The organism is Paracoccaceae bacterium (genome assembly GCA_012103375.1).
Lineage (GTDB): Bacteria > Pseudomonadota > Alphaproteobacteria > Rhodobacterales > Rhodobacteraceae > WLWX01.
Genome location: WLWX01000001.1, coordinates 1,134,384 through 1,158,574, shown reverse-complemented (window position 1 = coordinate 1,158,574; position 24,191 = coordinate 1,134,384). Strand labels below are relative to the sequence as shown.

General features: G+C 62.3%; 22 protein-coding genes. 7 read left to right on the top strand and 15 right to left on the bottom strand.

Features of this window, described 5'->3' with window-relative positions:
• Positions 1-11: 11 nt before the first annotated feature.
• Positions 12-1,667, bottom strand: coding sequence for an ABC transporter permease subunit (locus GKR99_06060; protein NKB27127.1), 1,656 nt, complete (start codon positions 1,665-1,667; stop codon positions 12-14).
• Between the two features lie 92 nt (positions 1,668-1,759).
• Between GKR99_06060 and GKR99_06055 the strand changes: the two genes are divergently transcribed.
• Positions 1,760-2,635: a hypothetical protein gene (locus GKR99_06055; protein ID NKB27126.1), complete on the top strand. Its 876-nt coding sequence runs from the start codon at positions 1,760-1,762 to the stop codon at positions 2,633-2,635.
• A 3-nt stretch (positions 2,636-2,638) separates the two neighbouring features.
• Here GKR99_06055 and GKR99_06050 read toward each other — a convergent pair whose 3' ends face one another.
• The gene (locus GKR99_06050) at positions 2,639-3,022 is read right to left on the bottom strand and encodes a hypothetical protein (GenBank protein NKB27125.1); all 384 of its coding nucleotides are present in this window, start codon (positions 3,020-3,022) and stop codon (positions 2,639-2,641) included.
• Positions 3,023-3,194: 172 nt separating this feature from the next.
• Between GKR99_06050 and GKR99_06045 the strand changes: the two genes are divergently transcribed.
• Positions 3,195-4,190, top strand: coding sequence for a hypothetical protein (locus tag GKR99_06045; GenBank protein ID NKB27124.1), 996 nt, complete (start codon positions 3,195-3,197; stop codon positions 4,188-4,190).
• On the opposite strand, the gene GKR99_06040 is transcribed toward GKR99_06045, so the two are convergent.
• A complete protein-coding gene (locus tag GKR99_06040; GenBank protein ID NKB27123.1) occupies positions 4,187-4,447 on the bottom strand; it encodes a DUF2312 domain-containing protein in 261 nt (86 codons plus the stop codon). The genes GKR99_06045 and GKR99_06040 overlap by 4 nt on opposite strands.
• A gap of 122 nt (positions 4,448-4,569) precedes the next feature.
• Between GKR99_06040 and GKR99_06035 the strand changes: the two genes are divergently transcribed.
• Positions 4,570-4,782: a hypothetical protein gene (locus tag GKR99_06035; GenBank protein ID NKB27122.1), complete on the top strand. Its 213-nt coding sequence runs from the start codon at positions 4,570-4,572 to the stop codon at positions 4,780-4,782.
• A 58-nt stretch (positions 4,783-4,840) separates the two neighbouring features.
• Here the strand turns inward: GKR99_06035 and GKR99_06030 are convergent, their stop codons facing one another.
• Positions 4,841-5,371: a polyketide cyclase gene (locus GKR99_06030; protein NKB27121.1), complete on the bottom strand. Its 531-nt coding sequence runs from the start codon at positions 5,369-5,371 to the stop codon at positions 4,841-4,843.
• 3 nt (positions 5,372-5,374) lie between these two features.
• Positions 5,375-6,154, bottom strand: a complete 780-nt coding sequence (locus GKR99_06025) for an SDR family oxidoreductase (GenBank protein NKB27120.1) — start codon at positions 6,152-6,154, stop codon at positions 5,375-5,377.
• Positions 6,155-6,253: 99 nt separating this feature from the next.
• On the opposite strand from GKR99_06025, the gene GKR99_06020 reads away from it, so the two are divergent.
• Positions 6,254-7,867 carry a peptide chain release factor 3 gene (locus tag GKR99_06020; protein ID NKB27119.1) on the top strand — a complete coding sequence of 538 codons (1,614 nt, stop codon included), beginning with the start codon at positions 6,254-6,256 and terminating at the stop codon, positions 7,865-7,867.
• Positions 7,868-7,963: 96 nt separating this feature from the next.
• Here GKR99_06020 and GKR99_06015 read toward each other — a convergent pair whose 3' ends face one another.
• Positions 7,964-8,104 (bottom strand): hypothetical protein, encoded by a 141-nt coding sequence (locus GKR99_06015; protein ID NKB27118.1) that lies wholly within the window; start codon positions 8,102-8,104, stop codon positions 7,964-7,966.
• A gap of 309 nt (positions 8,105-8,413) precedes the next feature.
• Here GKR99_06015 and GKR99_06010 point away from each other — a divergent pair, with 309 nt between their 5' ends.
• Entirely contained in the window at positions 8,414-9,982 is a 1,569-nt protein-coding gene (locus GKR99_06010; protein NKB27117.1) for a DEAD/DEAH box helicase, read from the top strand.
• Between the two features lie 65 nt (positions 9,983-10,047).
• Positions 10,048-10,959: a hypothetical protein gene (locus tag GKR99_06005; protein NKB27116.1), complete on the top strand. Its 912-nt coding sequence runs from the start codon at positions 10,048-10,050 to the stop codon at positions 10,957-10,959.
• 8 nt (positions 10,960-10,967) lie between these two features.
• Here GKR99_06005 and GKR99_06000 read toward each other — a convergent pair whose 3' ends face one another.
• The 4 genes from GKR99_06000 to GKR99_05985 form a co-directional block, all read right to left on the bottom strand.
• A complete protein-coding gene (locus tag GKR99_06000) occupies positions 10,968-11,447 on the bottom strand; it encodes a hypothetical protein (GenBank protein NKB27115.1) in 480 nt (159 codons plus the stop codon).
• 119 nt (positions 11,448-11,566) lie between these two features.
• The gene (locus tag GKR99_05995; GenBank protein NKB27114.1) at positions 11,567-12,730 is read right to left on the bottom strand and encodes an isovaleryl-CoA dehydrogenase; all 1,164 of its coding nucleotides are present in this window, start codon (positions 12,728-12,730) and stop codon (positions 11,567-11,569) included.
• Positions 12,731-12,896: 166 nt separating this feature from the next.
• Positions 12,897-14,105 (bottom strand): aminotransferase class I/II-fold pyridoxal phosphate-dependent enzyme, encoded by a 1,209-nt coding sequence (locus GKR99_05990; protein ID NKB27113.1) that lies wholly within the window; start codon positions 14,103-14,105, stop codon positions 12,897-12,899.
• Between the two features lie 43 nt (positions 14,106-14,148).
• The gene (locus tag GKR99_05985; protein NKB27112.1) at positions 14,149-15,831 is read right to left on the bottom strand and encodes a chloride channel protein; all 1,683 of its coding nucleotides are present in this window, start codon (positions 15,829-15,831) and stop codon (positions 14,149-14,151) included.
• 100 nt (positions 15,832-15,931) lie between these two features.
• On the opposite strand from GKR99_05985, the gene GKR99_05980 reads away from it, so the two are divergent.
• Entirely contained in the window at positions 15,932-17,305 is a 1,374-nt protein-coding gene (locus GKR99_05980) for an FAD-binding protein (GenBank protein ID NKB27111.1), read from the top strand.
• Between the two features lie 40 nt (positions 17,306-17,345).
• Here GKR99_05980 and GKR99_05975 read toward each other — a convergent pair.
• The 5 genes from GKR99_05975 to ftsZ all read right to left on the bottom strand — a co-directional run bounded on the left by GKR99_05975 (position 17,346) and on the right by ftsZ (position 24,095).
• Positions 17,346-18,304 (bottom strand): IS630 family transposase gene (locus GKR99_05975; protein NKB27110.1). Its coding sequence is split into 2 segments (ribosomal slippage): positions 17,346-17,960 and positions 17,963-18,304, totalling 957 coding nucleotides; the frame shifts between segments, so codons are not numbered across the junction.
• A 355-nt stretch (positions 18,305-18,659) separates the two neighbouring features.
• Positions 18,660-20,309 carry a DNA repair protein RecN gene (recN, locus tag GKR99_05970; protein NKB27109.1) on the bottom strand — a complete coding sequence of 550 codons (1,650 nt, stop codon included), beginning with the start codon at positions 20,307-20,309 and terminating at the stop codon, positions 18,660-18,662.
• A gap of 12 nt (positions 20,310-20,321) precedes the next feature.
• Positions 20,322-21,197: an outer membrane protein assembly factor BamD gene (bamD, locus tag GKR99_05965; GenBank protein ID NKB27108.1), complete on the bottom strand. Its 876-nt coding sequence runs from the start codon at positions 21,195-21,197 to the stop codon at positions 20,322-20,324.
• Between the two features lie 135 nt (positions 21,198-21,332).
• Entirely contained in the window at positions 21,333-22,253 is a 921-nt protein-coding gene (locus GKR99_05960) for a UDP-3-O-acyl-N-acetylglucosamine deacetylase (protein NKB27107.1), read from the bottom strand.
• Positions 22,254-22,475: 222 nt separating this feature from the next.
• Positions 22,476-24,095 (bottom strand): cell division protein FtsZ, encoded by a 1,620-nt coding sequence (gene ftsZ, locus GKR99_05955; GenBank protein NKB27106.1) that lies wholly within the window; start codon positions 24,093-24,095, stop codon positions 22,476-22,478.
• Positions 24,096-24,191: the final 96 nt, after the last annotated feature.

Below are 24,191 nucleotides of genomic sequence, written 5' to 3'. Positions count from 1 at the left end.
ATGCAAGCCCTTCAGCGTGCTGCGCGGGCCAGAACCATGACGGCACCGATCCCCACGGCCACAACCAGCAGTGCCGCCGGGGCGGCGTCGCCGATCCGTTCGAGTGAGGCTTGCTCGTAAACCCGGGTTGCCAGCGTGTTATAATTGAACGGCCGCAGCAGCAGCGTGGCGGGCAGTTCCTTGACGCAATCGACAAAGATCAACAGCAACGCAGTCGCCACCGAGGCGCGCATCAGCGGCAGTTCGACCAGCCACAGCGTGCGCGCGCGCCCGCGCCCCAGCGTGCGCGCCGCCATCCCCAGACTGGGCGGAATGCGCCCCATAGAGCCATCCAGCGCCCCCTGCGCAATGGCAAAGAACCGAACCCCATAAGCCAGCACGATGGCCCCTGCCCCACCGGTCAGCAAAAGGCCCGGATCGCCCAGCCCAAACGCCACAGCCGCATCGGCAACCCGGTTGTCGAATGCCGCCAGCGGGATCAGCAGACCCAGCCCAAGCACCGCCCCCGGCGCGGCATAGCCTGAGGTGGTGACCGGCAGCACAAATCGCGGCAACAGCCGTCCCGACTGACGCACGCCATAGACCAGGAACAAGGCCGCCAGAACGGTCAGCCCGGCCGCCAGCGCCCCGGTCGTCAGCGTGTGAAACAACGCGCGGCCCAGGCCGGGATCCACCCAACGCTCGGGCCGATCTGCCGCATGCCAGGCCAGAACACCCACCGGCAGGGCAAATCCGACCAGAACCGGCACGATACAGGCGAGCGTCGCGCCCCAGGCGGCAACCCCTGTCAATTCGGTCGTCTCGGCCGTTTTGTCGCGCCGCGCCAGTCCGAAATGGCGCTGATGGCGACGGCTGGACCGTTCGATTCCGACCAGCCCTGCCATCAGGATCAATACGATGACAGCAATCTGCGCCGCCCCGGCGGCGTTCCCGGCCTCCAACCAGGTTGAGAATATGCCGGTCGTCAGCGTCTGAACGGCAAAGAACTCGACAACGCCGAAATCGCCGGCAGCCTCCATCATGATGATCGCCGTGCCCGCGGCAATTGCCGGGCGGGCCAGGGGCAAGGCCACACGGAAAAAGCGCCGCCACGGCCCCGCCCCCAGGGTGCGCGCCACATCATGGGCCAGGGCGGATTGTTCGGCGAAGGCGGCACGCGTCATCAGATAGACATAAGGGTAAAGCGCTGCCGCCAGCACCAGAATCGCCATGCTGCGCGACCGCACCCCCGGCAGCCAGTCGATCCCGGACAGGGAAATGCCAAGCCCATCGCGCAGCATCGTCTGAACCGGCCCCGCAAACTCCAACAGGTCAACCAGCGCATAGGCGCCCACATAGCCCGGAACCGCCAGTGGCAACAGCAAGGCCCAGCGCAGCCAGCCGTGCCCCGGGAACCGATACGCCGACACCAGCCAGGCCGCACCAGTCCCGAACGTTGCAGCCAATGCCCCGGTCCCCAGCACGATAATCAACGTATTCGCAACATAACGCGGCAGCACCGTTGCCCACAGATGCGCCCAGATACCCTGCGACGGACCAAGCGCCAGCCAGCCGATCGCGCATATCGGCAGCGCGACCAGAAGCGCAATCGCCAGCGCCCCCAGCGACCAGCGATCAAGCACCGCAATTCTGCGCGCTCGGTTAACTTGAGTGTTTTGCTCAACCATTTACGCGCCCTTAACGCATAACCGGTTCCCCTGTCCAGAATTCAGCCCTATGATCCGGCCAAACTGGGCAAGCAGGCAGGTCCGACACGTCGATGCAATTCGTATTCCACATTGGCGCGCACGGAACCGATGCCGAGCGTTTGTTGATCGCTTTACGCAAAAACCTCGCGCGGCTGGGAGAGCTTGACGTGGGCGTCCCCCGGCCCCGGATTTATCGCACGCTTCTGAACAGAGAGGCGCTGCGCCTAAAAGGTACGAATACCACAGCTGACGAACAGGCGGCGATCAAATCTCAGATCCTGGGTTCAAGTAATGCGGATCGCGTTATATTTGATCACGACAGGTTTCTTGGCGACGAACGCCAGGCAATTGCCAATGGCACGCTTTACGATGGCGCGCAAAAAACCACGTGGCTGCGCGCGTTGTTTCCAGACGATCAGGTGGAATTCGCACTTGGAATCCGAAACTCGGCGACATGGGTGCCGACGATGTTCGCGGTTTATGGCGGTGATCAAAGCTTTTCGGAATTCCTCAACGAAACCGACCCGCACAGCCTGTCCTGGGCCGATCTGGTTCAGCAGATTCAGGACGCAAACCCCGGATGCCGGATCATCCTGTGGTGCAACGAAGACCTGCCGCTGATCTGGCCAGAGGTTCTGCGCATGGTCGCGGATCTTGAAGATGACGAAGTGGTGGATGGCGACACCGATATCCTGGCCGAGATCATGCACCCCGAAGGCCTGAAAGGCATGCTGGAGTATATCGAGGCCCGCCCCCCAAACTCGATCGCGGCCCGGCGCGAGGTGACATCCGCGTTTCTGGACAAATTCGTCATCGAGGCTGAGATTGAAGAGGAATTCGACCTGCCGGGCTGGACCCCTGGTTTGATCGCCAAACTGACACGCCGTTATGAAGCCGATATCGAGAAACTGGCGCAAATGAAGGATGTGGTGTTCATCCGGCCGTAACGCTCAGGGCCACAGCACATCGTGCAAATACATCGAATGCGGCAGCCAGAACACATGCACCGCCAGCCAGCCCAGCGACAGGATCTTGGCCGGCACCACCAGAACCGGAAGACGTGTTGCGACCAGAAAACCGGCGCAAAACAAGGCCTGATCGGTAATCAGCCGGTTGGCCCAATGTTCGACCCCGGCGAACCAGGCCTGCACCCCGGTTCCGAGCAGCCCCAACTCCAGATAGATCTCGACGATTTCCCAGGCGGATGACGCGGCCAGACACCAGATCAGCGCCTGACGGGTCGCAAGCGTCTGCGGGGCAAACAGGCGCAGGGTCGTCAGCATCGCAAAGCCGGACAGGAAATGCGTGATCGACCAAAGATCGAACAGCGCCAATGTCTTGAACCCGAATAATTCGGGCCAGAATGGAAAGGTCTGGGGTGTCAGGGCGGCCTCCGGCGCTATCTGGGTCGAAGGTATCGCGCCAACGACGCCTGTCCACCGAAAAAGCCGAGGGCGTCAGCGATGACTTGTTGAACCGAACTCTTTTCTGCGCGACCAATGGTTAATGGCTGCAAAAACCACCTTGAACAGATCGGGCGTACCCACGGCACCGGAGGTGACCCCGATTCTCGATGCCGATACAGCCTGTTTGCTGGCGCGCCTTGGCCGGACCGAGGATCTGCGCTTTTCACCCAATTGCCGCAAGCTGGCCCTGGCGGGCTATGCGGCAAATTGCTGCCTGATCCTGAACGTCGACATCGATTGCACCGCCCCCGCGCCGCGTATCGCCATCACCGGCGCGACCGAATTTTCCTCGGGTGACCTGTGCGACCCACACGGCTTCGATTTCGTCGACGATCAGACGCTGGTGGTCGCAAATCGCGGGGGCTGCGTTGCGGTGTTCGACCTGCCCCACAGCGCAACAAGCCCAATCCGAATTGCCGCGCGCCATCGGATCACGCGCGCCAGTTGGACGCGCCGCCTGCATTCGCCGGGCTCAGTGCTGGTCAGCAGCGTGGATGATGCGGGCTTTGAGCTTCTGGTCTGCAACAACTATCGCAACCGCGTCACCCAACACCGGATCGCGCATAGCGGAGGCCAGCGAAATCGGATTCTTCTGCAACGCGGGCTGAAAGTTCCCGATGGCATCACCCAAACGCCCGATTGCCGATGGCTGGCCGTCAGCAATCATTTCACCGCAAGCGTGCAGATCTATGACAGAACAAAACTGTTGAACCATCGCTCAGCATCGCACGGCCAGTTAACCGGCACCGGCTTCCCGCATGGCGTGCGTTTTTCACCTGATGGCCGCCACGCCTTCGTTGCCGATGCGGGCGCGCCATTGGTCCATGTGTTTCATGCGCCCGACGGCCAGTGGCAGGGCGATCACGCCCCGCGGCGCAGTGTCCGGGTTCTGTCAGAACAGGTATTCAGGCGCGGCCGCACGAACGAGGCTGAGGGCGGGCCAAAAGGCCTCGACATCGACGCCACCGGCCACATCCTCGCCGTTACCTGCGAAGAACAACCGCTGGCATTTTTCGCAATCGCCGACCTGATTTAGCGCATTCCCAACGCTTCTTTGTATAGGTCCAGCACCGCCTCTTCCTCGGCGATATCATCGGCGTCCCTTTTGCGAAGGCTGATGAGTTTGCGCATGACTTTTGTGTCGTACCCCCGGCCCTTCGCTTCGGCCATCACCTCTTTTTGCTGGTCGGCGATGTCAGCTTTTTCCGCCTCAAGACGTTCGAAACGTTCAATAAACTGGCGCAGCTCATCAGCTGTGACGCGATAGGTTGGGTCTGTGACTTGATCGTTCATGGCGGGCCCCGGTCTGGCAAAATCATCTGGCGACACGCCTAGCGCCGGGCCGCAACGGGGGCAAGCCCTTGCCCGCGAAGCCGCTTGCCGCTAGGCGGGTTTCAACGGCTGCGGAGGCAAGCATGAACTGGATAATCTGGACGGGCGCCGGGGTTGCGCTGCTTGGGCTGGCAGGCATTTTCTGCGCCATCTGGCTGGTCATGAAGGCCCGGAATGCCGGGCTGAGTGATGATGAATTACGCGCGCGCGTTCAAAAAGTGCTGCCGCTGAACATGATTGCCGTGTTCGTTTCGGCCATCGGCTTGATGATCGTCGTCCTCGGGATCGTCTTCTGAACGCTCCGCAGGCACACTTCAGTCCATCATTGACCCGAAAATATCCCCGCCGGAGGCATTAAGTTTTTGGCGACGGCGCCACCTTGTCGCCCCGGTCGAAGGCTTCCCAACCTTCGCCGTCAAATACGTCTTTCCCAAGTTTCGCCAGAACATGCGGGAAATCCACCATCACCCAGTTATCGCTGATCTTTCCATCCTCGACCTTCCAGAAATCCATATAGCGGATTTCGATGCGCTTTCCGGTTGGCGCGATCCCCATGAAGGTGCCGGAATGCGTCGCCTCCTGCCGGCCGAAGGCGGCGGCCCATTCGCCCATGTAAAGGCGCGCTTCGTCGATGCAGACCTTGTCGGAAAACGCCGCCTGAAACGGTTTCTGCCAGTTGTCCTGGAATTCACGCAGGCCAGCCTTGGTGCCGCAACCGGTGTTGCCCATCCAGCGAAAGGACTCGGCGAAAAACGCGCCGATATCGTCAATTCGATGATCGTTAAGACCATCAACCATGCCTTCAATCACCGCACGGGTCTCGGCGGTTTTCGACATATCGGTATCGCGGCTCAGTGCGGCTTGTTCGGGGCGGGATCCTTTCATGGCTCAGAACGTCGCATTAATGACGCCGCCGTCCAGCAGAATATTCTGCCCGACGATGAACCCGGCGTGCTGGCTGCACAGAAAGGCGCAGGTCGCGCCAAATTCTTCGGCCGTTCCATATCGGCGCACTGGGATCGTCGCCTCGCGGTTGGCCTTGGCCTGTTCCGGCGTGATCCGCTGCGCATCCGCCACGCCGCCATCCAGCGATATCGCCCGATCCGTTGCATGAATGCCGGGCAGCAAGTTGTTGATTGTGACACCTTTATCAGCAACCTGCCGCGCCGTTCCGGCAACAAACCCGGTCAGCCCGGTGCGTGCCGCGTTCGACAGGCCCAGCACCGGGATCGGCGCCTTGACGGACATTGAGGTGATGTTGACCACCCGGCCCCAGCCACGGTCCATCATCCCGGGCAGCGCCGCCTGCATCAGCGCGATCGGGGTCAGCATGTTGGCATCCAGCGCACCGATGAAATCGTCGCGCGACCAATCCGTCCACATCCCCGGCGGCGGCCCGCCCGCGTTGGTGACCAGAATGTCAACGTCCCCGGCGGCGTCCAGTAGCGCCGCGCGCCCGTCTTCGGTGGTCACATCAGCAGCCACGGTGGTGACAGTTACGCCATGTGCGGCACGGATCGCCTCAGCGGCCTCTTCCAGCGCCTCGGCCCCGCGGGCGTTCATCACCAGATTACAGCCCGCCTCGGCCAGGGCCTGGGCGCAGCCGAGTCCCAACCCCTTTGACGACGCCGATACCAACGCCCGTTTGCCTTTGATCCCCAGGTCCATACCAATCCCCTTCGCAGTTTCAGCAATCGCTAACACTTTGCCCCGCCCAGCGAAAGACACGCGATTGCGCGCCGGTGCCGGGTAACCTATATCGCCGCAATGTCACTCGATCAGCCCCTCAGCAATACGCCCGATCTGCCGGCAGAAATCGCCCGGCGGCGGACCTTCGCGATCATCAGCCACCCGGACGCGGGCAAGACCACGCTGACGGAAAAATTCCTGCTTTATGGTGGTGCGATCCAGATGGCCGGTCAGGTGCGCGCCAAGGGCGAGGCGCGGCGCACGCGTTCTGACTTTATGGCGATGGAAAAGGATCGCGGCATTTCGGTCTCTGCTTCCGCAATGTCGTTTGATTTCAAAGACTTCCGATTTAACTTGGTGGACACGCCGGGCCACAGTGACTTTTCGGAAGACACCTATCGCACGCTGACAGCGGTGGATGCGGCGGTCATGGTGATTGACGGGGCGAAGGGTGTTGAAAGCCAGACCCAAAAACTGTTCGAGGTTTGCCGCCTGCGCGATCTTCCGATCCTCACCTTCTGCAACAAGATGGACCGCGAAGCCCGTGATACGTTTGAGATTATTGACGAGATCCAGGAGAACCTTGCGATTGACGTAACCCCGGCATCCTGGCCCATCGGCATGGGGCGCGAATTCATCGGTTGCTATGACATGCTGAACGACCGGCTGGAACTGATGGACCGCGCCGACAGGAACAAAGTGGCCGAAAGCATTGCCATAGACGGGCTGGATGATCCGCGTCTTGCGGATCATGTACCTGGCAACCTTCTCAACAATTTGCGCGATGAAGTTGAGATGGCACGCGAACTTCTGCCGCCGTTTGATGCCAAGGCGTTCCTGGAGGGCTCTCTGACCCCGATCTGGTTTGGCTCGGCGATCAATTCTTTCGGTGTGAAGGAGCTGATGGACGGCATCGCCACCTATGGCCCGGTCCCACAGCCGCAATCAGCCGAGCCGCGCCAGATCAGCCCGGATGAAACCAAGGTCGCCGGGTTCGTCTTCAAGGTTCAGGCCAACATGGACCCCAAGCACCGTGACCGCGTGGCATTTGTGCGCATGGCCTCGGGCCACTTCATGCGTGGGATGAAGCTGACCCATGTAAGATCGAAGAAACCCATGGCAATTACCAATCCGATGATGTTCCTGGCCAGCGACCGGGAACTGGCGGAAGAGGCCTGGGCCGGTGACATCATCGGCATCCCGAACCATGGGCAACTGCGCATCGGTGACACATTGACCGAAGGCGAAAACCTGCGCGTCACCGGCATTCCCAGCTTTGCGCCCGAACTGCAGCAAACCTGCCGCGCGGGTGATCCGCTGAAATCCAAGCATCTGGAAAAGGCGTTGATGCAATTTGCCGAGGAAGGTGCCGCCAAGGTGTTTCGCCCGATGATCGGCGCTGGCTTTATTGTCGGCGTGGTGGGGCAGTTGCAGTTCGAAGTCCTCGCCAGCCGGATCGAGTTGGAATACGGCCTGCCGGTCCGGTTTGAGGCATCGCAATTCACATCGGCCCGATGGGTCACCGGCCCGCAGGACAAGCTGGACACCTTCATGGACGCCAACAAGGGCCACATGAGCAGTGATCACGACGGCGACCCTGTCTTTCTGACCCGCCTGCAGTGGGACATTGACCGGATTGAGCGGGATCACCCGGCCCTGACATTGTCAGCAACCAAGGAAATGATGGTGTAACGCCCGGCCCGCGCCACAATTTTGGCGCGAATTGAGCCGGGCGAGTATCCGCATGTGCAACCCGCAATACCTGATGCGGGCCGCCGCTGCGATTGCTTAGTCGGCGGCCACTTCGTTTTCTTCACGCTCGGCCGCGCGGCGCTTCAAAGTCCGCGATAACACCAGATAAAGCAGGGCCACGCCGCACAAGATCGAGGCAACGGCCATAGCGGCCTGGCTGTTCAGTATGTTCTGCATGGAAGTTCTCCGTTCTATAATATCGACTGCCGCAACCTACACGTGCATCCTGTCTTCAATGCGGGACCTTTCGTGCAAAAGTAAGGCATGTTCGATTTGGCTATTTAATTCGCTGAGGGTCCGATCCCGGGTTCCAATTGCGATCAATGGGGTTTTCGCGCCGCGCAAACCCTGCGTTGACCGCTGGCTAAAAAGCCCGTAGGGCAACGGGCAAGATGCATTGCAACCGGGATTTCCCGGTCGGTCATATGGGCCAAGCAATACGGGACGCGCGGGCCAGGGGACGGGTTCGCAAACATACGGATGCGAATGACCAAATTCTCTGACCTGAAGCTGGACCCAAAGGTCCTATCCGCCATTGCCGATGCAGGCTATGATTCACCCACTCCGATCCAGGAAGGCGCGATACCGCCCGCATTGGATGGCCGCGACGTTCTGGGTATCGCCCAGACCGGCACCGGCAAAACGGCGAGTTTCGTTTTGCCGATGATCACGCTGCTGCGGCGCGGACGCGCCCGCGCGCGGATGCCCCGGTCGCTGGTGCTGGCCCCGACGCGCGAACTGGCCGCGCAGGTGGCCGAAAACTTCGACACCTATGCCAAGAACACCAAGCTGACCAAGGCGCTGCTGATCGGCGGGGTCAGTTTCAAGGAACAGGACGTGCTGATCGACAAGGGCGTCGACGTACTGATCGCCACGCCGGGCCGCCTGCTGGATCATTTTGAGCGTGGCAAACTGTTGCTGACCGGTGTTCAGGTCATGGTCGTGGACGAAGCTGACCGGATGCTCGACATGGGGTTCATCCCGGATATCGAGCGGATCTTCGGCCTGACCCCCTTCACCCGCCAGACCCTGTTCTTCAGCGCCACCATGGCGCCCGAGATTGAGCGGATTACCAACACGTTCCTTTCCAACCCTGCTAAGATCGAAGTGGCGCGCCAGGCCACGGCCTCGGAAACCATCGAACAGGGCGTGGTGATGTTTCGTGGCGGCAGCCGGGGCAGCATGGCCAGCGAAAAGCGCAAGCTTCTGCGCGCGCTGATTGATGCCGAAGGTGACAAATGCACCAACGCGATGATCTTCTGCAACCGCAAGACGGATGTGGATACGGTGGCGAAGTCGCTGAAGAAATCGGGTTACGATGCCGCGCCGATCCACGGCGATCTGGATCAGAGCCAGCGAACGCGCACCCTGACCGAATTTCGCGATCAGACGCTGAAATATCTGGTGTGTTCTGACGTTGCGGCGCGCGGCCTCGACATCCCGGATGTCAGCCATGTGTTCAATTTCGACGTGCCCAGCCACCCGGAAGATTACGTCCACCGGATCGGACGCACGGGGCGTGCCGGGAAATCTGGCAAGGCGATCATGATCTGTGCGCCGCTGGACACCAAAAACCTGGATGGCGTGCAGCGCCTGCTTGGCAAGGACGTCCCGGTATTGGACAACCCGCTGCAATCGGGCGCGGCCCCTGCCCCGACCGACACCCCGGATGCGGATAAGAAACCGACCCGCACCCGGCGCGGGCGCAAGAAAGCCGATCAAGCGACAGATGATGCGCCGGCCCCCGAAACAATGGCCGAAACAGCCACGAAAACAGCCGACGTACCTGCCGATATCAAGGACGCCGCAGCAGAGGCACCCGCCGATGCGCCGTCCGATACCCCAAAGCGCAGCCGTGGCGGGCGTGGGCGTGGCCGGGACAAGGGCGACAACGACCAAACCAACCGTGGCCGTGACTCCGAAAAAGACGACCAGGCCGGACGCGGCAAATCCCGGGACCGGGGGCGCGATGGCGGCAATCGGGTGGTTGGCATGGGCGATCACATGCCCTCGTTCATCGAGCTGAGCTTCGAGGACCGGCGGGAAAACTCCTGACCAAAACCATGGCCGCGCGCCTCATTTCCCGTTAGCATCCGCCCATCACAGTGGCGGAGGCCCTGATGCGCAAATTGCTGACCCTGATCGCGGCCCTTGTTGCAGGAACGGCGCTGGCCGGACCAGTGGACGACGCGCGGCAAATGTACCTGGACGGAGAGTTTGAGGCGGCGCTGAAAACCCTGATTCCGGCCGCCGAGGCCGGTGATGCCAATGCGCAAAATATCGTCGCGGACGCCTATGACGAAGGCAACGGGGTGACGCAGGATCACGACAAGGCGTTGGAATTGTGGATAAAATCCGCAAATCAGGGATTTTCGCGCGCCCGCTATAACCTTGGGCTGCTATATGAAAATGGCCGGGACGGGATCGCGCCTGACATTGAAGAAGCGATCAGGTGGTACCTGAAGGCCGCGGCCTCCAAGAACCCGGACGCGTTTACCAACCTTGGTTACATCTTCGAATCCGGCAAGCGCGGCGCGCCCGATTTCGATCTGGCCCAGCAATATTACCGTGGCGGGGTCGCCCTGGGGGCATCCCAATCCATGAGCAATCTGGGCAAACTTTATATCGACGGCACCGGCGTCACGCAGGATTATTCAGACGCGCTGGCGCTGTTTCAAGAGGCGGCCCTACTTGGCAATGGGAACGCAATCTCGAACCTTGGGGCGATGTACGAAAACGGCTATGGCGTGGTGCGTGATGTCACCGCGGCCTATGCGCTGTATTTCGAAGCGCTGTACCTGAACCATCCGCGCGCGGCCCTGAATATCGCGTTTCTGTTGCGCGATGTCGAAGGCCATTGGGCGTATGACCCGGTTGAGGTTCTTGCCTATTGCCTCAAAGCGGTTGATCTGGCCGAACAGGATGCGCGGCCAGATCTGGTTGCCGAATTTGCCAGTGATTGCAATGATTTCGCCGCCGGTCTTTCGACAAAAGATAAAGCAGACGCCGCTGCCTTGGCGGGTGAGCTTTAGGCGCGCGCTCAGTCCGCGTGAACGCAGTAGTCTTCGCGCGATCGCCCATCCAGGCAAGACCGCAACTCGGACGAGATTAGGACGACTTCGGATACCTCACAGCCCAGGCGGGCCGATGCTGCGCCGATGTCTTCCTTTTCGGCGGCCACTGTGGAGCATTTCTTGTCAACAAAAGTCGGCCAGGCAGAAAGCAGATCAACCAGCGTGGCCCCGCCTTCGGGTGTCACGGTTTTCAGAACTTCGGTCTGGCGAAGCTGCATATCGTGGCGCCAGTTTTCGCGCAGGCCAAACAGGCAGGCGGCGTGGTCACGGGTGCCGACCGCGCCGGGATCACAGGACTCGAACATCAGGTTCAGGCACTGGTTCCAGCTGGTCCCGTTGTCAACATCGCGCAGGCAGTCCAGAACGCCATCGCGGGCGGCTGCGTCCTGCGCCAGCGCAGGCCCCGAGATCAACGTCAGGGCAAGGGTCAGGGCGAGGTGTTTCATCAGTGGTGCTCCGATAATAATCGTTTGTGATTTGGCGCCCGGTCAGGCGGGCAATGTCGGGCTCGGCGCGCTATTGCTTGCACCAACCGAACCGAGGCGGCGCGTGGTCGCGCCCATCGTCAGATCATCTTCTCCATCATCTCTCGCCCGATCAGCATCCGGCGGATTTCGCTGGTTCCTGCGCCAATCTCCATCAGTTTGGCATCGCGGAACAGCCGTGCCACGGGCGCGTCGGCGAGGAACCCCGCGCCGCCCATCGCCTGCACCGCCTGATGTGCGACCTTCATCGCCTGTTCGCTGGCATACAGTACACAGGCCGCCGCGTCAGCGCGCGTCACAGTGCCGCGATCACAGGCGCGCGCGACCTCATAGGTATAGGCGCGGGCGGAATTCAGCGCGGTGTACATATCGGCGATCTTGCCCTGCATCAGCTGAAACTCCCCGATCGGTCGCCCGAACTGGCGCCGCTCGGACAGGTAGGGCATCACTTCATCTAGGCAAGCGGCCATGATGCCAAGGCCGATGCCGCTGAGGACGACGCGTTCATAGTCGAGGCCCAACATCAGGACGGCGACGCCGCGCCCTTGTTCGCCTAGCACGTTCTCAAACGGGACCTGAACGTCATCAAAGATCAGCTCGGCGGTGTTGGAGCCGCGCATCCCCAGCTTGTCGAAATGCGGGCTGGTGGCGAAGCCGGTCATGGATTTTTCGATGAGGAATGCGGTGATACCCTTGGAGCCGGCCTGAGGGTCAGTTTTGGCGTAGACCACCAGTACATCCGCATCCGGGCCGTTGGTGATCCAGTATTTGTTGCCGTTCAGCAGGTAATGATCGTTCCGTTTTTCAGCCGAAAGCTTCATCGACACCACATCGCTGCCCGCCCCCGCTTCGGACATTGCGAGCGCGCCGACATGGTCGCCGGGCACCAGGCCAGGCAGAAACCGCTGTTTCTGATCCTCGCTGCCGTTCAGGTTGATCTGATTGACGCAGAGATTTGAATGCGCCCCGTAGGACAGGCTGACCGAGGCGGAGGCGCGCGCCAGTTCCTCCACCGCGACCACATGGGCGAGGTATCCCATATCCGCCCCGCCGAATTCTTCGGGCACGGTGATCCCCAGCAGGCCGAGGTCACCCATTTCGCGCCAAAGCTCGGACGGGAAGACGTTGTCGGCATCGATCCCGTTGGCCATCGGTATCAGGCGTTCCTGCGCCCAGCGGTGGGTCAGGTCGCGCAGGGCGTCGATGTCGTCGCCAAGGGCGAATGTCATGGAATGGGTGAACATCTTTGCGCTCCGGTACGGTGGGTTCAATGGTCGGGTGCAAGGCGCGTGGAGTCAACGTTGTGCGCCGACCGGGCCGGGGCCGTCGGATGTAAAATCCGCCGGTTCGTGGCTGCGAGCCGTAGCTGGAGGGGCCAGCCCCTCCAGACCTCCCCGGGATATTTCTGGGTCAATGATGGGGTTGGGGCGGGGTGTGGTTTCGCACCTCGTCGGCAATAATTCGGGCGATCAGGGCGGCGCCCTCGGTGGTGAATGTTAGTGGCAGGCGCATGTCGATCAGGGTTGACAGGATCGCCTCGGTCCTGGGCAGCGGTTCGGGGTTGGCGTAGTGCCAGTGGGAATGGCGCGAAGTGAAGCCGGTGGGCGTGGCAGCACCGAACCATTTCAGGGCCACGCCGCGGGTGGCACAGGCGGCGATCAGCGCTTCGATGGCGGCGGCTGGCCATTCGGGCAGCCGCCACTGGATTGACGAGGCGACAAAGCCTTCGCGGGGGTCGCGGTCGATCAGGGCGAGTTGGTTGAGGCCGCGCAGACCATCTTCGACCGCTGCATAGAGGGCGTTCCAGGCGGCGCGGCGTTCGGGCAGAAGCGGGATTTGCGGGCGCAGGATGGCGGCGCGCAGGTGGTCCATCCGGGCGGACATGTTGGGGGTGTCGTAGCGGTGCGCCTCGAACACCTCGCGCGCGGGCGCGGTGCCGTGGTGGGCATAGAGCATATAGCTGCCCGACATCAGCACCGCCTTGGCGGCAAGGTCCGGATCGTCGGTGGTCAGCAGCCCGCCTTCGCCCGAATTTATGTGCTTGTAGGTCTGGGTGGAATAGCAGGCCAACGCCCCGTGACGGCCCGAGGGCGTGCCGTTCCAATCCGCCCCCATGGTGTGGGCGCAATCCTCGATCACCGTCACGCCCGCGCCGTCGCAGATCGTCATCAGCGCGTCCATGTCGGCGATGTGCCCACGCATGTGGGACAGCAGCAGGTGGCGGGCCCTGGTGGTCGCGATCTTTGCCGCAAGATCATCAAGGTCGATTGTCAGCGCCTCGGTCGTGCCGACGAAGACCGGTTGCGCCCCAACCGCCGCGATGGCGCCGGGAACGGGGGCGAGTGTGAAAGCGTTGGTCAGCACCGGCGTGCCGAGGGCGACGCCCGTGGCGCGCAGGGCTATGGCCATGGCCTGCCCGCCCGAGGCGACGGCGACGCAGTGGCGCGCGCCGGCGAAGGCGGCGAATTCGGATTCGAGCAATGCGGCCTCTCCGACTTCGCCCTCGGTCAGGTTATAGCGGTGCAGCCTGCCAGATCGCATGACGGCATTCGCCGCTTCGATCGCCGCCGGTGGCAGGGGATCCTGCTGGGTGAAGCTGCCGGTGAAAACCTCAGTCATCAGTTGCCCCTTCGTTTGTTCAGGCCGTGCATGGCGCAGGCTGTCAGGAATGTTCTTCCGCAGCTGTTGCGGCCAGTGCGCGGTTGTAGGCCCTGAGCGCGTCCACCTGATAAAGCGCGCCCAGAAGTTCTGGTGCGCTGCCATCCTCGGCCTGCGTAACCACGGGAACATAGGCAAGGTTCGACACCTCAAACAATGGCATTGCGACCTCCAGCGTGGCGTCAGCGTCAACCTGAACGCCTTCGGCGATCAGATCCCAGCAAGCCTCGGTCGCCTCATCCCCGTCGACCGGGCGCATCACGTGGCGGGCGCTGAACATCGCCAGCAGATAGGCCTGCGGCCCGGCGGCCAGATGCACGCCGCGCCGTTCGATCTGGGTGAGGAAGAACGAGCGATGCACAAGGCGCGAGGCCAGCGCCGTCGACAGCGACACCGCGACCATGACCGCCAGCCCGGTTTGCCAGTCGCCGGTCAGTTCAAACACGATCAGCGTTGTGGATATCGGCGCCCCCAGAACCGCAGCCGCCACCGCCCCCATTCCGGCCAGCGCGTAAAGCGTTTCGGATCCCGACACGTTCGGGAACACCGCCGTTGCGATCAGCCCGAACGCCAGCCCGGTCAGCGCCCCGATCATCAGCGAGGGCGAAAACACCCCGCCCCCCATCCGCCCCGACATGGTGATGGCAACAGCGACGACCTTCAGGGCGGCTAAAATAATCACCTCGCGCAGCAGCAGGTTCCCGGTCAGCGCGTCCGAGGTCGTCTCATATCCGACGCCGATGATATGCGGGAACCAGATCGCCAGCGCGCCCAGCATCGCACCGGCCACTGCGGGGCGCAGGATCCGTGGCAGGCGGGTGCGGGCCTGGACCTGGCTGGCAAAATCATCCGCCCAGAAGATCCCGCGCATCAGGATGACCGCGACGACACCACAGACCAGACCAAGCAGAATGAAGGCGGGCAATTCAACATAGAATTCCAATGCGCCGTCTGTGCCCAGCGTGAATTCGGTGACATCGCCGAAAGCCAGACGGCTGATGACGGTGCCCGCGGCGCTGGCGATAACAATGGGCGCAAAGGCGTGGACCGCAAAGTGGCGCAACACGACCTCCAGCGCGAACAGCGCCCCAGCGATGGGGGCGTTGAACGACGCGCTGACGGCGGCGGCCACGGCGCAGCCCAGCAGATCCCGGCCGGTGATCCCGTCTGCATTGATCCGGTTCGACACCCAGGAGGAGATCATCGCCGCCAGATGCACCACCGGCCCCTCGCGGCCCGTTGATCCCCCCGAAGACAGTGTGATCAGCGAAGCCGCCGCCGAGGCGAGCCCGGCTTTGGTTTCGACCCGCCCCTCATGCAGGGCCGCCCCTTCGATCACATCGGCAACCGCGCGCACCTGACCATCGGGCGTATACCGGTTGAGGAGGATGCCAACGATCAATCCGCCCGCAATCGGAATCAGCAAAATCCAGTACCAGGCGAGTGTTTCCGCAAAAGTGTGCAGGCGCGCCGTGTCATCTGTGCCGTACAAAGCGGCCTGTAACAGGTTGATGCCCTTGCGAAACAACAATGCCGCGAACCCGGCAGAACACCCGATGATCAGCGCGATGATCCAGAATTGCAGCTGACTGGGGCCGCGGCTGCGCAGCACCCGCCAGGCGCGCCGCTGCGCGGCCATCGCCCTGGCCCATCGGGCCATCAGAATGGTGCGCGTGCGGTCGTTCATCGCCCTGGCTGCGTGCTCCGGTCAGGCGATCCGTCGGACTTCCCCATGCCGCCTGACTGGCTTAGGGTACTGCCCGGCAAGACCAACGAGGATCCGCGTCATGACGATTTCTGCCGCCATTGCCGAACTGCAGACCCTGTTAGGCGAAGGCTTGAGCACCGCCAAGGCCGATCTGGAGATTCACGGTAAGTCCGAGGTGCATTTTTCCGATGCACCACCTGATGCGGTGGCATTCCCGACGTCGACGCAACAAGTCTCGGACATTGTGAAGATTTGCGCGCGCTTTGGCTGTCCCGTGGTTCCCTGGGGCACGGGGACCTCGCTTGAAGGGCACTCGCTGGCGACGCGCGGTGGGGTGACGGTCGACTTCTCGCGCATGAAAAAGGTGACCGAGGTGCATCCCGAAGACCTGACCTGCCGGGTGCAACCTGGTGTGACCCGGCGCGAGCTGGATGAGGAGCTGCGCGCAACCGGCCTGATGTTTTCGGTCGATCCCGGCGCCGATGCGGCACTGGGCGGCATGGCGGCGACGCGCGCTTCGGGGACGACGGCGGTACGCTATGGCACGATGCGCGACAACGTGCTGGGGCTGGAGGTCGTGATGGCCGACGGGCGGATCATCCAAACCGGGACACGGGCGCGCAAATCCTCGGCCGGATATGACCTGACGGCGTTGTTCGTCGGGTCGGAAGGCACGCTGGGGCTGATCACGGAACTGACGCTGAAACTGCATGGCCGGCCCGAGGCGACGATGGCCGCAATGACCAGCTTTCCAAGTGTGGCAGCCGCCGTCGATACGGTGATCGCGACCATTCAGGCGGGCATTCCGATGGCCCGGATTGAGTTGCTGGACACGCTGTCCGTTCAGTCCTTCAATGCCTATGCCGGGACGGACTATCCCGAATTGCCGCATCTGATGCTGGAATTCCACGGCTCTGACGCATCGGTCGCGGAAAGTGCGGCGCGCTTTGCCGAGGTGGCGAATGATTTCGGCGCCGGAGAGTTCCAGCAAGCCAGCCGTGAAGAAGATCGCCGCGCCCTGTGGCGGATGCGCCATGACGGGTTTTACGCCCATACCGCGCTGCGCCCCGGTGCGCGCGGGCAGGCAACCGACATCTGCGTGCCGATCTCTAATCTCGCCGAGGCGGTTGCGGAAACCCAGGAAGACCTGGCCAAGGCGCCGTTTCCGGGGCCGATCCTGGGGCATGTGGGTGATGGCAACTTCCACGCGACACTGCTGGTGGACGTCGATAACCCGGAAGAAGTCGCCGCCGCCAAGCAGATCAGCGCCCGGCTGGCGGAACGCGCGCTTCGCCTGGGCGGGACGGTCACCGGTGAACACGGCGTCGGGATCGGCAAAATGGCCGATATGGCCGAAGAACACGGGCCAGCCTGGGGCGTGATGGGCGAGATCAAGAAGGCGCTGGATCCGGGGAATATCCTGAACCCCGGGAAGGTTGTGCAGGTGAATTGAGGTGGAGTCGGATGGGTGGCAAGCCTAAAGCGTTTCGACATTAACCTGAGACATATCCGGCGGCCTTAAAGTAGTTCCAGCATTCTACTGGGTCGTAGAGATCGCAGATTGCTCCGATTGCTTCGAAGACCTGGGTAAAGGACCTGGCCCCGATCCGTCGCAAATGGGCTTTCAGTTTAGAGAAGGCCTGCTCGATGGGATTCAGGTCGGGCGAGTACGGTGGCAGGTAAAGGAACCAGCAGCCGTGATTGCGTAAAGCCTGCGTCGCCTCCTTATTCCGGTGGGTTGCCAGGTTGTCGAGAATGACGACAGTGCCGGGGTTGATCTCGGGGACCAGCACTTCGCGGATGTAGGCCGCGAAGGCGGGGCCATCTATCGCTCCCTTGATGACCCAAGGTGCGATCAGCGCGCCTTGGGTCAGGCCCGCGATCAAGGTTTGGGTTCCCCAGCTTCCGAAGGGCGCATCCATCGTCAGGCGCTTACCGCGCTTGGCTCTGCCGCGTAGGCGCGTGAGGTTTGTCTTCACTGCGGTTTCGTCAATAAAGACAACGCGCTCAGGAAAGGTCGCAATGGCTGGCGAGCGGTATCTGAACCAGTCGGCCCGTTGCTGCCTTACCTTGGCGCGGCGGCGCTCGGTGGCGACCAGCGACTTTTTTTGTACGTGAAGCCGAGCCGGGACAGAAGGTTGGCGATGGAGGAGTGATGCACCCGCACACCCTCTGCATCGGCCAGCGCATTACGCAACTCAAAGAGCGTGATGTCAGGGTCTTGTGCGATCAACTCCTCAAAGAATTCCCGATGCGGAGCCAGCTTTCCCTTGCCGCGCGGCGGTCCCTGCCGGGCAGGTTCCGCATGACCCTTCATCCTCACCTGACGCGCCCACCGCGCGCCTGTGGCAGGCGACAGCTTCAACCGCAACGCCGCCGCGCGCCCGCTCAACCCTTCTTCAATGTATCTCTGAAACCGTATCCGAAGCGCAGATGGCAAAGGTGCTGACATGATCCATCCTCCCAAACAGGATGAATCACAGATCAGGTCTCAAGGGAATCCCTCGCGATTCAGGTTCAAGCCGAAACGCTTTAAGATATCCGAAGTGGACATGGCCCCGCGCAGAGGTTGGTGATCAATCGCCAAGCCGGGCGAGCGTCTGACCGGGGGTAGGCGATCCAACTTGCGTGTGTGGCAATTTATGGCGCAGCGATAACTCTGAGATAGGAAGAACTCACGACCCGACGAAATCGCCTGCCCGGGGGACGGTCAGGCGATCGCCCGGCGCCCTATCGGGCTTGATTCCGGGCGAAGAAGTGGGCTGTGCGAACATCCACTCCAGGCCAACAGCGCTGCACCCATACCCCTACCCCGCCAACAGCGCCCGTGCTGCCGCGCGTGCCTCCTCCGACACCGTGTCGCCTGCCAGCATCCGCGCAATCTCGTCCACGCGGGCGGGTGGATCCAGTGGGATGACGGCAGATGTCGTAACCTCTCCGGCGACCGATTTGCTGACCTGCCAGTGGTGCCCGCCGCGCGCCGCGACTTGCGGTGAGTGTGTGACGACCAGCACCTGCGATCCTTCGGCCAATGCGGCCAGCCGCCGCCCGACCGCATCCGCCGTGGCCCCGCCGACACCGCGATCAATCTCGTCAAAGATCAGCGTCAGGCCGTCGTTGCCCGCCGTCAGGCAGACCTTCAACGCCAGCAGGAACCGGCTGAGCTCTCCGCCCGAGGCGATCTTGTTCAGCGCACCGGACGGCGCGCCGGGGTTGGTGGCGACGGTGAAAGTGACCGCCTCGGCCCCCTCAGGGCCGGGATCGGCAGGCATGATTTCGGTTGCAAAGACAGCACGCTCCATCTTCAGCGGGGCCAGTTCAGCGGCCATCGCCGCATCCAGCCGTTTCGCCGCCGAGGTGCGCCGCTTGCCCAGCTTCATCGCCGCCTTGTCATAGGCGGTTTCGGCGCGCCGCAGATCCTCCGCCAGCTGCGCCAGATCCCCTTCGCCCGCGTCCAGAGCTGCGATTTTGGCGCGCAGCGAATCGGCGAAGGCAGAGAGGTCATCGGGCAGAACCTCGTGCTTTCTGGCAAGCGCGCGGATCGCAAACAAACGCTCTTCTGCCTGTTCCAATGCGCCGGGATCGAAATCCAGCGCCTGCAGGCAGCCCGCGACCCCCTGTTCCGCTTCGGCCAATTCGTTCAACGCGCGCCCCAGGGCCGCCAGAGGCGCGTCCAATCGCCCCTCAACCTCACCCGCTGCGTCATCCAGCCAGCGCTGCGCGTCCAGCATCGGGCCTTCGGCACCTTCAGTGCCAAGTGATTGATGTGCTTTGGTTATTCCTTCGCGAATCCGTTCGGCGTTCTGCATCAGGCGGCGGGCGGCATCCAGTGTCGCCTCCTCCCCCGGTTGCGGATTCAGCGCGTCAAGCTCACCCACCGCGTGGCGCAGAAACTCCTCCTCAGCGCGGACCTCGGCCAGGGCGGTCTGCGCGGCCTCCAGCGCGGCTTGCGCCGCCGCCTTGCCGCGCCACCCCGTGCGCACCGCAGCAATTGCCGTGTCGTTCCCGGCGAATTCATCCAGCAACGCGCGATGGCCGCGCGGGTTCAACAGCCCGCGATCATCATGCTGCCCGTGCAATTCCACCAGCGTATCGGACAGGGCGCGCAACACCTCGCCCGAGGCGCGGCGGTCGTTCACATAGGCCGTCTTGCGCCCGTCGGCGGAATTGACCCGGCGCAGGATCAACTCATCCTCGACCGGCAGGCCTGCCTCTTCCAGAACCCTGCGTGCGGGATGGTCTGCGACCAGATCGAACCAGGCGATCACTTCGCCCTGATCAGCCCCGGCGCGCACCAGTTCGGCGCGGCCCCGCCAGCCCAGCACAAACCCCAACGCATCCAGCAGAATGGATTTGCCCGCACCCGTCTCTCCGGTCAATACGTTCAGACCCGGCTGAAACCCAAGTTCCAGCCGGTCAATGATCAGCAAATCACGGATATCAAGGCCGCGTAGCATGCGCCCTGTGTGTCAGAGCCATTGGCCCTTCACAACCTGTCGGTAAATCTGGCTCAGCCAGCCGCTGCCCTTGGCTTCGGGGCTAAGCCCGCGCCCGCGCAGCAGCGCAAAGCTGTCCTGATACCACTCGGTCGAGCGATAGTTGTGGCCCAGAATCGCCGCCGCTGTCTGCGCTTCGGCATCCAGACCAAGCGCCAGATAGCTTTCGACCAGGCGGTGCAGGGCTTCCGGCGTGTGGGTCGTGGTCTGGAATTCCTCGACCACCACGCGGAACCGGTTGATGCCGCTGGTGTAGTGTTTCTTGCGCAGATAATAGCGCCCGATCTCCATTTCCTTGCCAGCCAGATGGTTGAAGGCAAGGTCGAATTTCAGACTGGCCGAGCGGGCATATTCGCTGTCGGGGTATTTCTCGATCACTTCGCGCAGGGATTGCAGCGCCTGAAAGGTCAGCCCCTGATCACGGCCCACGTCGTCCACCTGATCGTAATAGGACAGCGCCAGCAGATATTGCGCATAGGCGGCATCTTTGTCAGCCGGATAGATATCGACATAACGCTGCGCCGCAGAACGCGCGTTTTCGTAATCCTTGTCCCGGTGATAGCTGAAGGCCTGCATGATCAGCCCGCGCTTGGCCCATTCGGAATAGGGGTACAGGCGCTCAACCTCGCCAAAGTATCGGGCGGCTTCTTCTTCGTCGCCTTTCTCCAGCTCAAATTCGGCCCGTTGATAGATTTCCTCGGCCGAGAAACTGTCCAGCGGCTTTTCATCCGTCGCAAACATGTTCTTGAGCACGCCAGCGCCTGGAATGCCGCCACCACCGCCACTGCACCCTGCGATCAGCAGAACCGCCGTTGCAGATGCCATCAGCTTGAGACTGAGTCGCGCCATCGGGCCACCTATACCTGTCTATTCTTACAGTTCGGACGACAAAACCGCGCCATCCGCGCTTCGGTCTAGCACAGGTCACCGGTCAGAGAAAACGCCCTTTGGCGGAAACATGCGCAGATCATCGTGAAGACCGCCTTACGCGGTCAGCGGCGCGTCCGAACGATCAAGACCGGCACCGGGCAATTGCGCGGTGCGCGCATCGTCGCAATCCACCATGCGGTAGGCATCCGGGTTGGCAAACAGCGCCCGCAGCAGCGCGTTGGTCAGTGCATGCCCGGCGCGGTGGCCGGAATAGCTGCCCAGGATCGGGGCACCGGCCAGGGCCAGGTCACCCAGCGCATCCAGCATCTTGTGGCGCACCGGCTCATCCTTGTGGCGCAGGCCGCCGGGCGACAGAACATCAGCCCCGTCAACAACCACGGCGTTTTCATAGGTGCCACCCAGCGCCAGACCACGGGCGCGCATCGCGTCCACGTCGATCGAGCGGCAGAAGGTGCGGCTGTCGCAAAGTTCGTGAACGAACGTGCCGTTGGCCATGTTCAGCGATTTGTCCTGAACGCCAATTGCGGCGTCGGCAAAGTCGATGTGAAAGTCGATGGACAGGGTCGCGCCCGGGTCCAGACGCGCCCATGCGTCGCCGCGGCGAACCTCGACCGGTTCCAGAATTTCGATGGCGCGCACAACCGCATCAGACCGGCGCAGCCCACGTGCCAGGATGGCGCTGACGAATTCGGCCGCGCTGCCGTCCAGGATCGGCACTTCGGGGCCGTCGATTTCGATCAGAACGTTGTGGATGCCGCAACCAGCGATGGCTGCCAGAATGTGTTCGACGGTCGAGACCGAGACGCCTTCGTCATTGCTGATCCGGGTGCAGAGTTCCGATTCACTCACCGCGTGCCATTTGGCGGCGATCAGAGCGTCACGGTCGGTGATGTCAGTGCGGCGGAACCAGATGCCGAATTCGGCCGAAGCCGGGTGCAGTGTCATCCGAACCGGCTGACCGCCATGCAGGCCGACGCCGGAAAAACTGATCGGTGATTTCAGAGTGGCTTGCACTAAAGTCCCCATTTTTTTGTTGGCCGGGCATTACGCACCCGGCATCAGTTTCCTAGGCTTTGGGCGCGGTATCCTCAACTCAATCTTTGCAACGGGTTGAAACACGGGCGTCAGGCGTTCGGCGATAAATTGCCTATTCCCAACATCGCGCCCGCAACCCGCTGATCTGCAACGAAAAAGGGCCGGCGATTGCCAGCCCCTTCGTGTCACAATTGGCCCGGATTAATTTGCCTGACGGCGCAGGAACGCGGGGATTTCGATCCGCTCATCCTCGGGCGAGAATGTGTCGTCTTCAACCCGCAGCCTTGACGTGTCGGTCGATGCCGCCGGTGCAGCGGGACTGCTGACGGGTGGCTGGCGACGCGCCGGGGCGGCGGATGCGGTCGGTTCCTCATCCTCGTGATGGCCGGTCATACGGTGGATCAGTGTGTTGATGCCAAAGCGCGGTTTGTCCGCATCCGCTTCCCTGGCCGGGGCGCGATCTGTGCTTCCACGCTGAACAGCGGCCTGAAGCCGGGCCAGCGTTTCCGGTGCCGGGGTCGAGTTGCCCGCGCCGAAATCAGTGTCGGCCACCATATCGTCGCTGTCGGCATAGGCCACATCTTCAGCCACCGAAGCCTCTGGCTGATAGGCGGGCGGCGGCACCATGTCCGCGCCGTCGTCAACGTCATCGCTGAACAGGCCCATATCCGATGTGTTCTGGACGGCAGGCTCTTCCAGAGCGCTAAATAAAGGGCCGTCGTCTTCGGTCACCTCCTCTGCCTCAGGCTCAACCGGGTCGAAATCAGAGGTCGGCGCACCGTTGTCCATCGGCACAGCACTTCCCAGCGGTTCAGACAGGCGACGGCGTGGCACCGGAACGTCCAGCGTCACGTCAGCCGCATCAATTCCGGTCGCAACAACCGAAACGCGCATCATGCCGTCCATTTCGGTATCCATGGTCGAACCGACGATGATATTCGCGTTCGGGTCCACCTCTTCCCGGATCCGGTTGGCCGCTTCGTCCAGTTCGAACAGCGTCAGATCGGTGCCGCCGGTGATGTTGATCAGCACGCCATGGGCGCCTTTCAGGCTGATCTCGTCCAGCAGCGGGTTGGCGATGGCCTTTTCGGCGGCCTGCGTGGCGCGATCTTCGCCCTCAGCCTCGCCCGTGCCCATCATGGCTTTGCCCATCTCGTCCATCACGGCGCGGACGTCGGCAAAGTCGAGGTTGATCAGCCCCGGACGGACCATCAGGTCCGTCACGCCTTTGACGCCCTGATAGAGCACGTCATCCGCCATCGAGAATGCCTCGGTAAAGGTCGTCTTCTCATTCGCCAGTCGGAACAGGTTCTGGTTCGGAATGATGATCAGCGTGTCGACCATCTTTTGCAGCGATTCAACGCCTTCCTCAGCCTGGCGCATCCGCTTGGCGCCTTCGAACTGGAAAGGTTTGGTGACAACGCCAACGGTCAGAACGCCAAGTTCCCGCGCCGCCTGCGCGATGATCGGGGCCGCGCCGGTGCCGGTGCCGCCGCCCATTCCGGCGGTGATAAAGCACATATGTGCGCCGGCCAGGTGATCCACGATCTCTTCAATGGTTTCTTCAGCGGCTGCTGCGCCGACCGAGGGGCGCGCGCCTGCGCCAAGACCTTCGGTGACTTTCACGCCCATCTGAATCTTCTTGGGTGCCTTGGACGCCGACAGCGCCTGACTGTCGGTATTGGCGGAAACGAATTCCACGCCCTCAAGTTGTTTTTCGATCATATTGTCGACGGCATTGCCGCCTGCACCACCGACACCGAATACGGTGATCCGTGGCCTCAGGTCCACCTCGGTGGGCATATTCAGGTTGAGTGTCATTGGTCTGCCGCCTCTCAGTTTTTTTGCTTTGTTGTCCCGCTACGCTGTCGCGCTTATTATTACCCAGATTCTTTATCGGTTTACAGCCCCAAGGTC

What these genes read in the sequence shown, in the direction of transcription:
- GKR99_05990 (NKB27113.1), bottom strand. Translation starts at nt 14,105, where the DNA reads ATGACTGAGGTTTTCACCGGCAGCTTCACCCAGCAGGATCCCCTGCCA.
- recN (NKB27109.1), bottom strand. Translation starts at nt 20,309, where the DNA reads ATGCTACGCGGCCTTGATATCCGTGATTTGCTGATCATTGACCGGCTG.
- GKR99_05995 (NKB27114.1), bottom strand. Translation starts at nt 12,730, where the DNA reads ATGTTCACCCATTCCATGACATTCGCCCTTGGCGACGACATCGACGCC.
- GKR99_06005 (NKB27116.1), top strand. Translation starts at nt 10,048, where the DNA reads ATGCGCAAATTGCTGACCCTGATCGCGGCCCTTGTTGCAGGAACGGCG.
- GKR99_05980 (NKB27111.1), top strand. Translation starts at nt 15,932, where the DNA reads ATGACGATTTCTGCCGCCATTGCCGAACTGCAGACCCTGTTAGGCGAA.
- GKR99_06025 (NKB27120.1), bottom strand. Translation starts at nt 6,154, where the DNA reads ATGGACCTGGGGATCAAAGGCAAACGGGCGTTGGTATCGGCGTCGTCA.
- GKR99_05985 (NKB27112.1), bottom strand. Translation starts at nt 15,831, where the DNA reads ATGAACGACCGCACGCGCACCATTCTGATGGCCCGATGGGCCAGGGCG.
- ftsZ (NKB27106.1), bottom strand. Translation starts at nt 24,095, where the DNA reads ATGACACTCAACCTGAATATGCCCACCGAGGTGGACCTGAGGCCACGG.
- GKR99_06060 (NKB27127.1), bottom strand. Translation starts at nt 1,667, where the DNA reads ATGGTTGAGCAAAACACTCAAGTTAACCGAGCGCGCAGAATTGCGGTG.
- GKR99_06020 (NKB27119.1), top strand. Translation starts at nt 6,254, where the DNA reads ATGTCACTCGATCAGCCCCTCAGCAATACGCCCGATCTGCCGGCAGAA.
- bamD (NKB27108.1), bottom strand. Translation starts at nt 21,197, where the DNA reads ATGGCGCGACTCAGTCTCAAGCTGATGGCATCTGCAACGGCGGTTCTG.
- GKR99_06035 (NKB27122.1), top strand. Translation starts at nt 4,570, where the DNA reads ATGAACTGGATAATCTGGACGGGCGCCGGGGTTGCGCTGCTTGGGCTG.
- GKR99_06010 (NKB27117.1), top strand. Translation starts at nt 8,414, where the DNA reads ATGACCAAATTCTCTGACCTGAAGCTGGACCCAAAGGTCCTATCCGCC.
- GKR99_06045 (NKB27124.1), top strand. Translation starts at nt 3,195, where the DNA reads ATGGCTGCAAAAACCACCTTGAACAGATCGGGCGTACCCACGGCACCG.
- GKR99_06015 (NKB27118.1), bottom strand. Translation starts at nt 8,104, where the DNA reads ATGCAGAACATACTGAACAGCCAGGCCGCTATGGCCGTTGCCTCGATC.
- GKR99_06000 (NKB27115.1), bottom strand. Translation starts at nt 11,447, where the DNA reads ATGAAACACCTCGCCCTGACCCTTGCCCTGACGTTGATCTCGGGGCCT.
- GKR99_06030 (NKB27121.1), bottom strand. Translation starts at nt 5,371, where the DNA reads ATGAAAGGATCCCGCCCCGAACAAGCCGCACTGAGCCGCGATACCGAT.
- GKR99_06040 (NKB27123.1), bottom strand. Translation starts at nt 4,447, where the DNA reads ATGAACGATCAAGTCACAGACCCAACCTATCGCGTCACAGCTGATGAG.
- GKR99_06055 (NKB27126.1), top strand. Translation starts at nt 1,760, where the DNA reads ATGCAATTCGTATTCCACATTGGCGCGCACGGAACCGATGCCGAGCGT.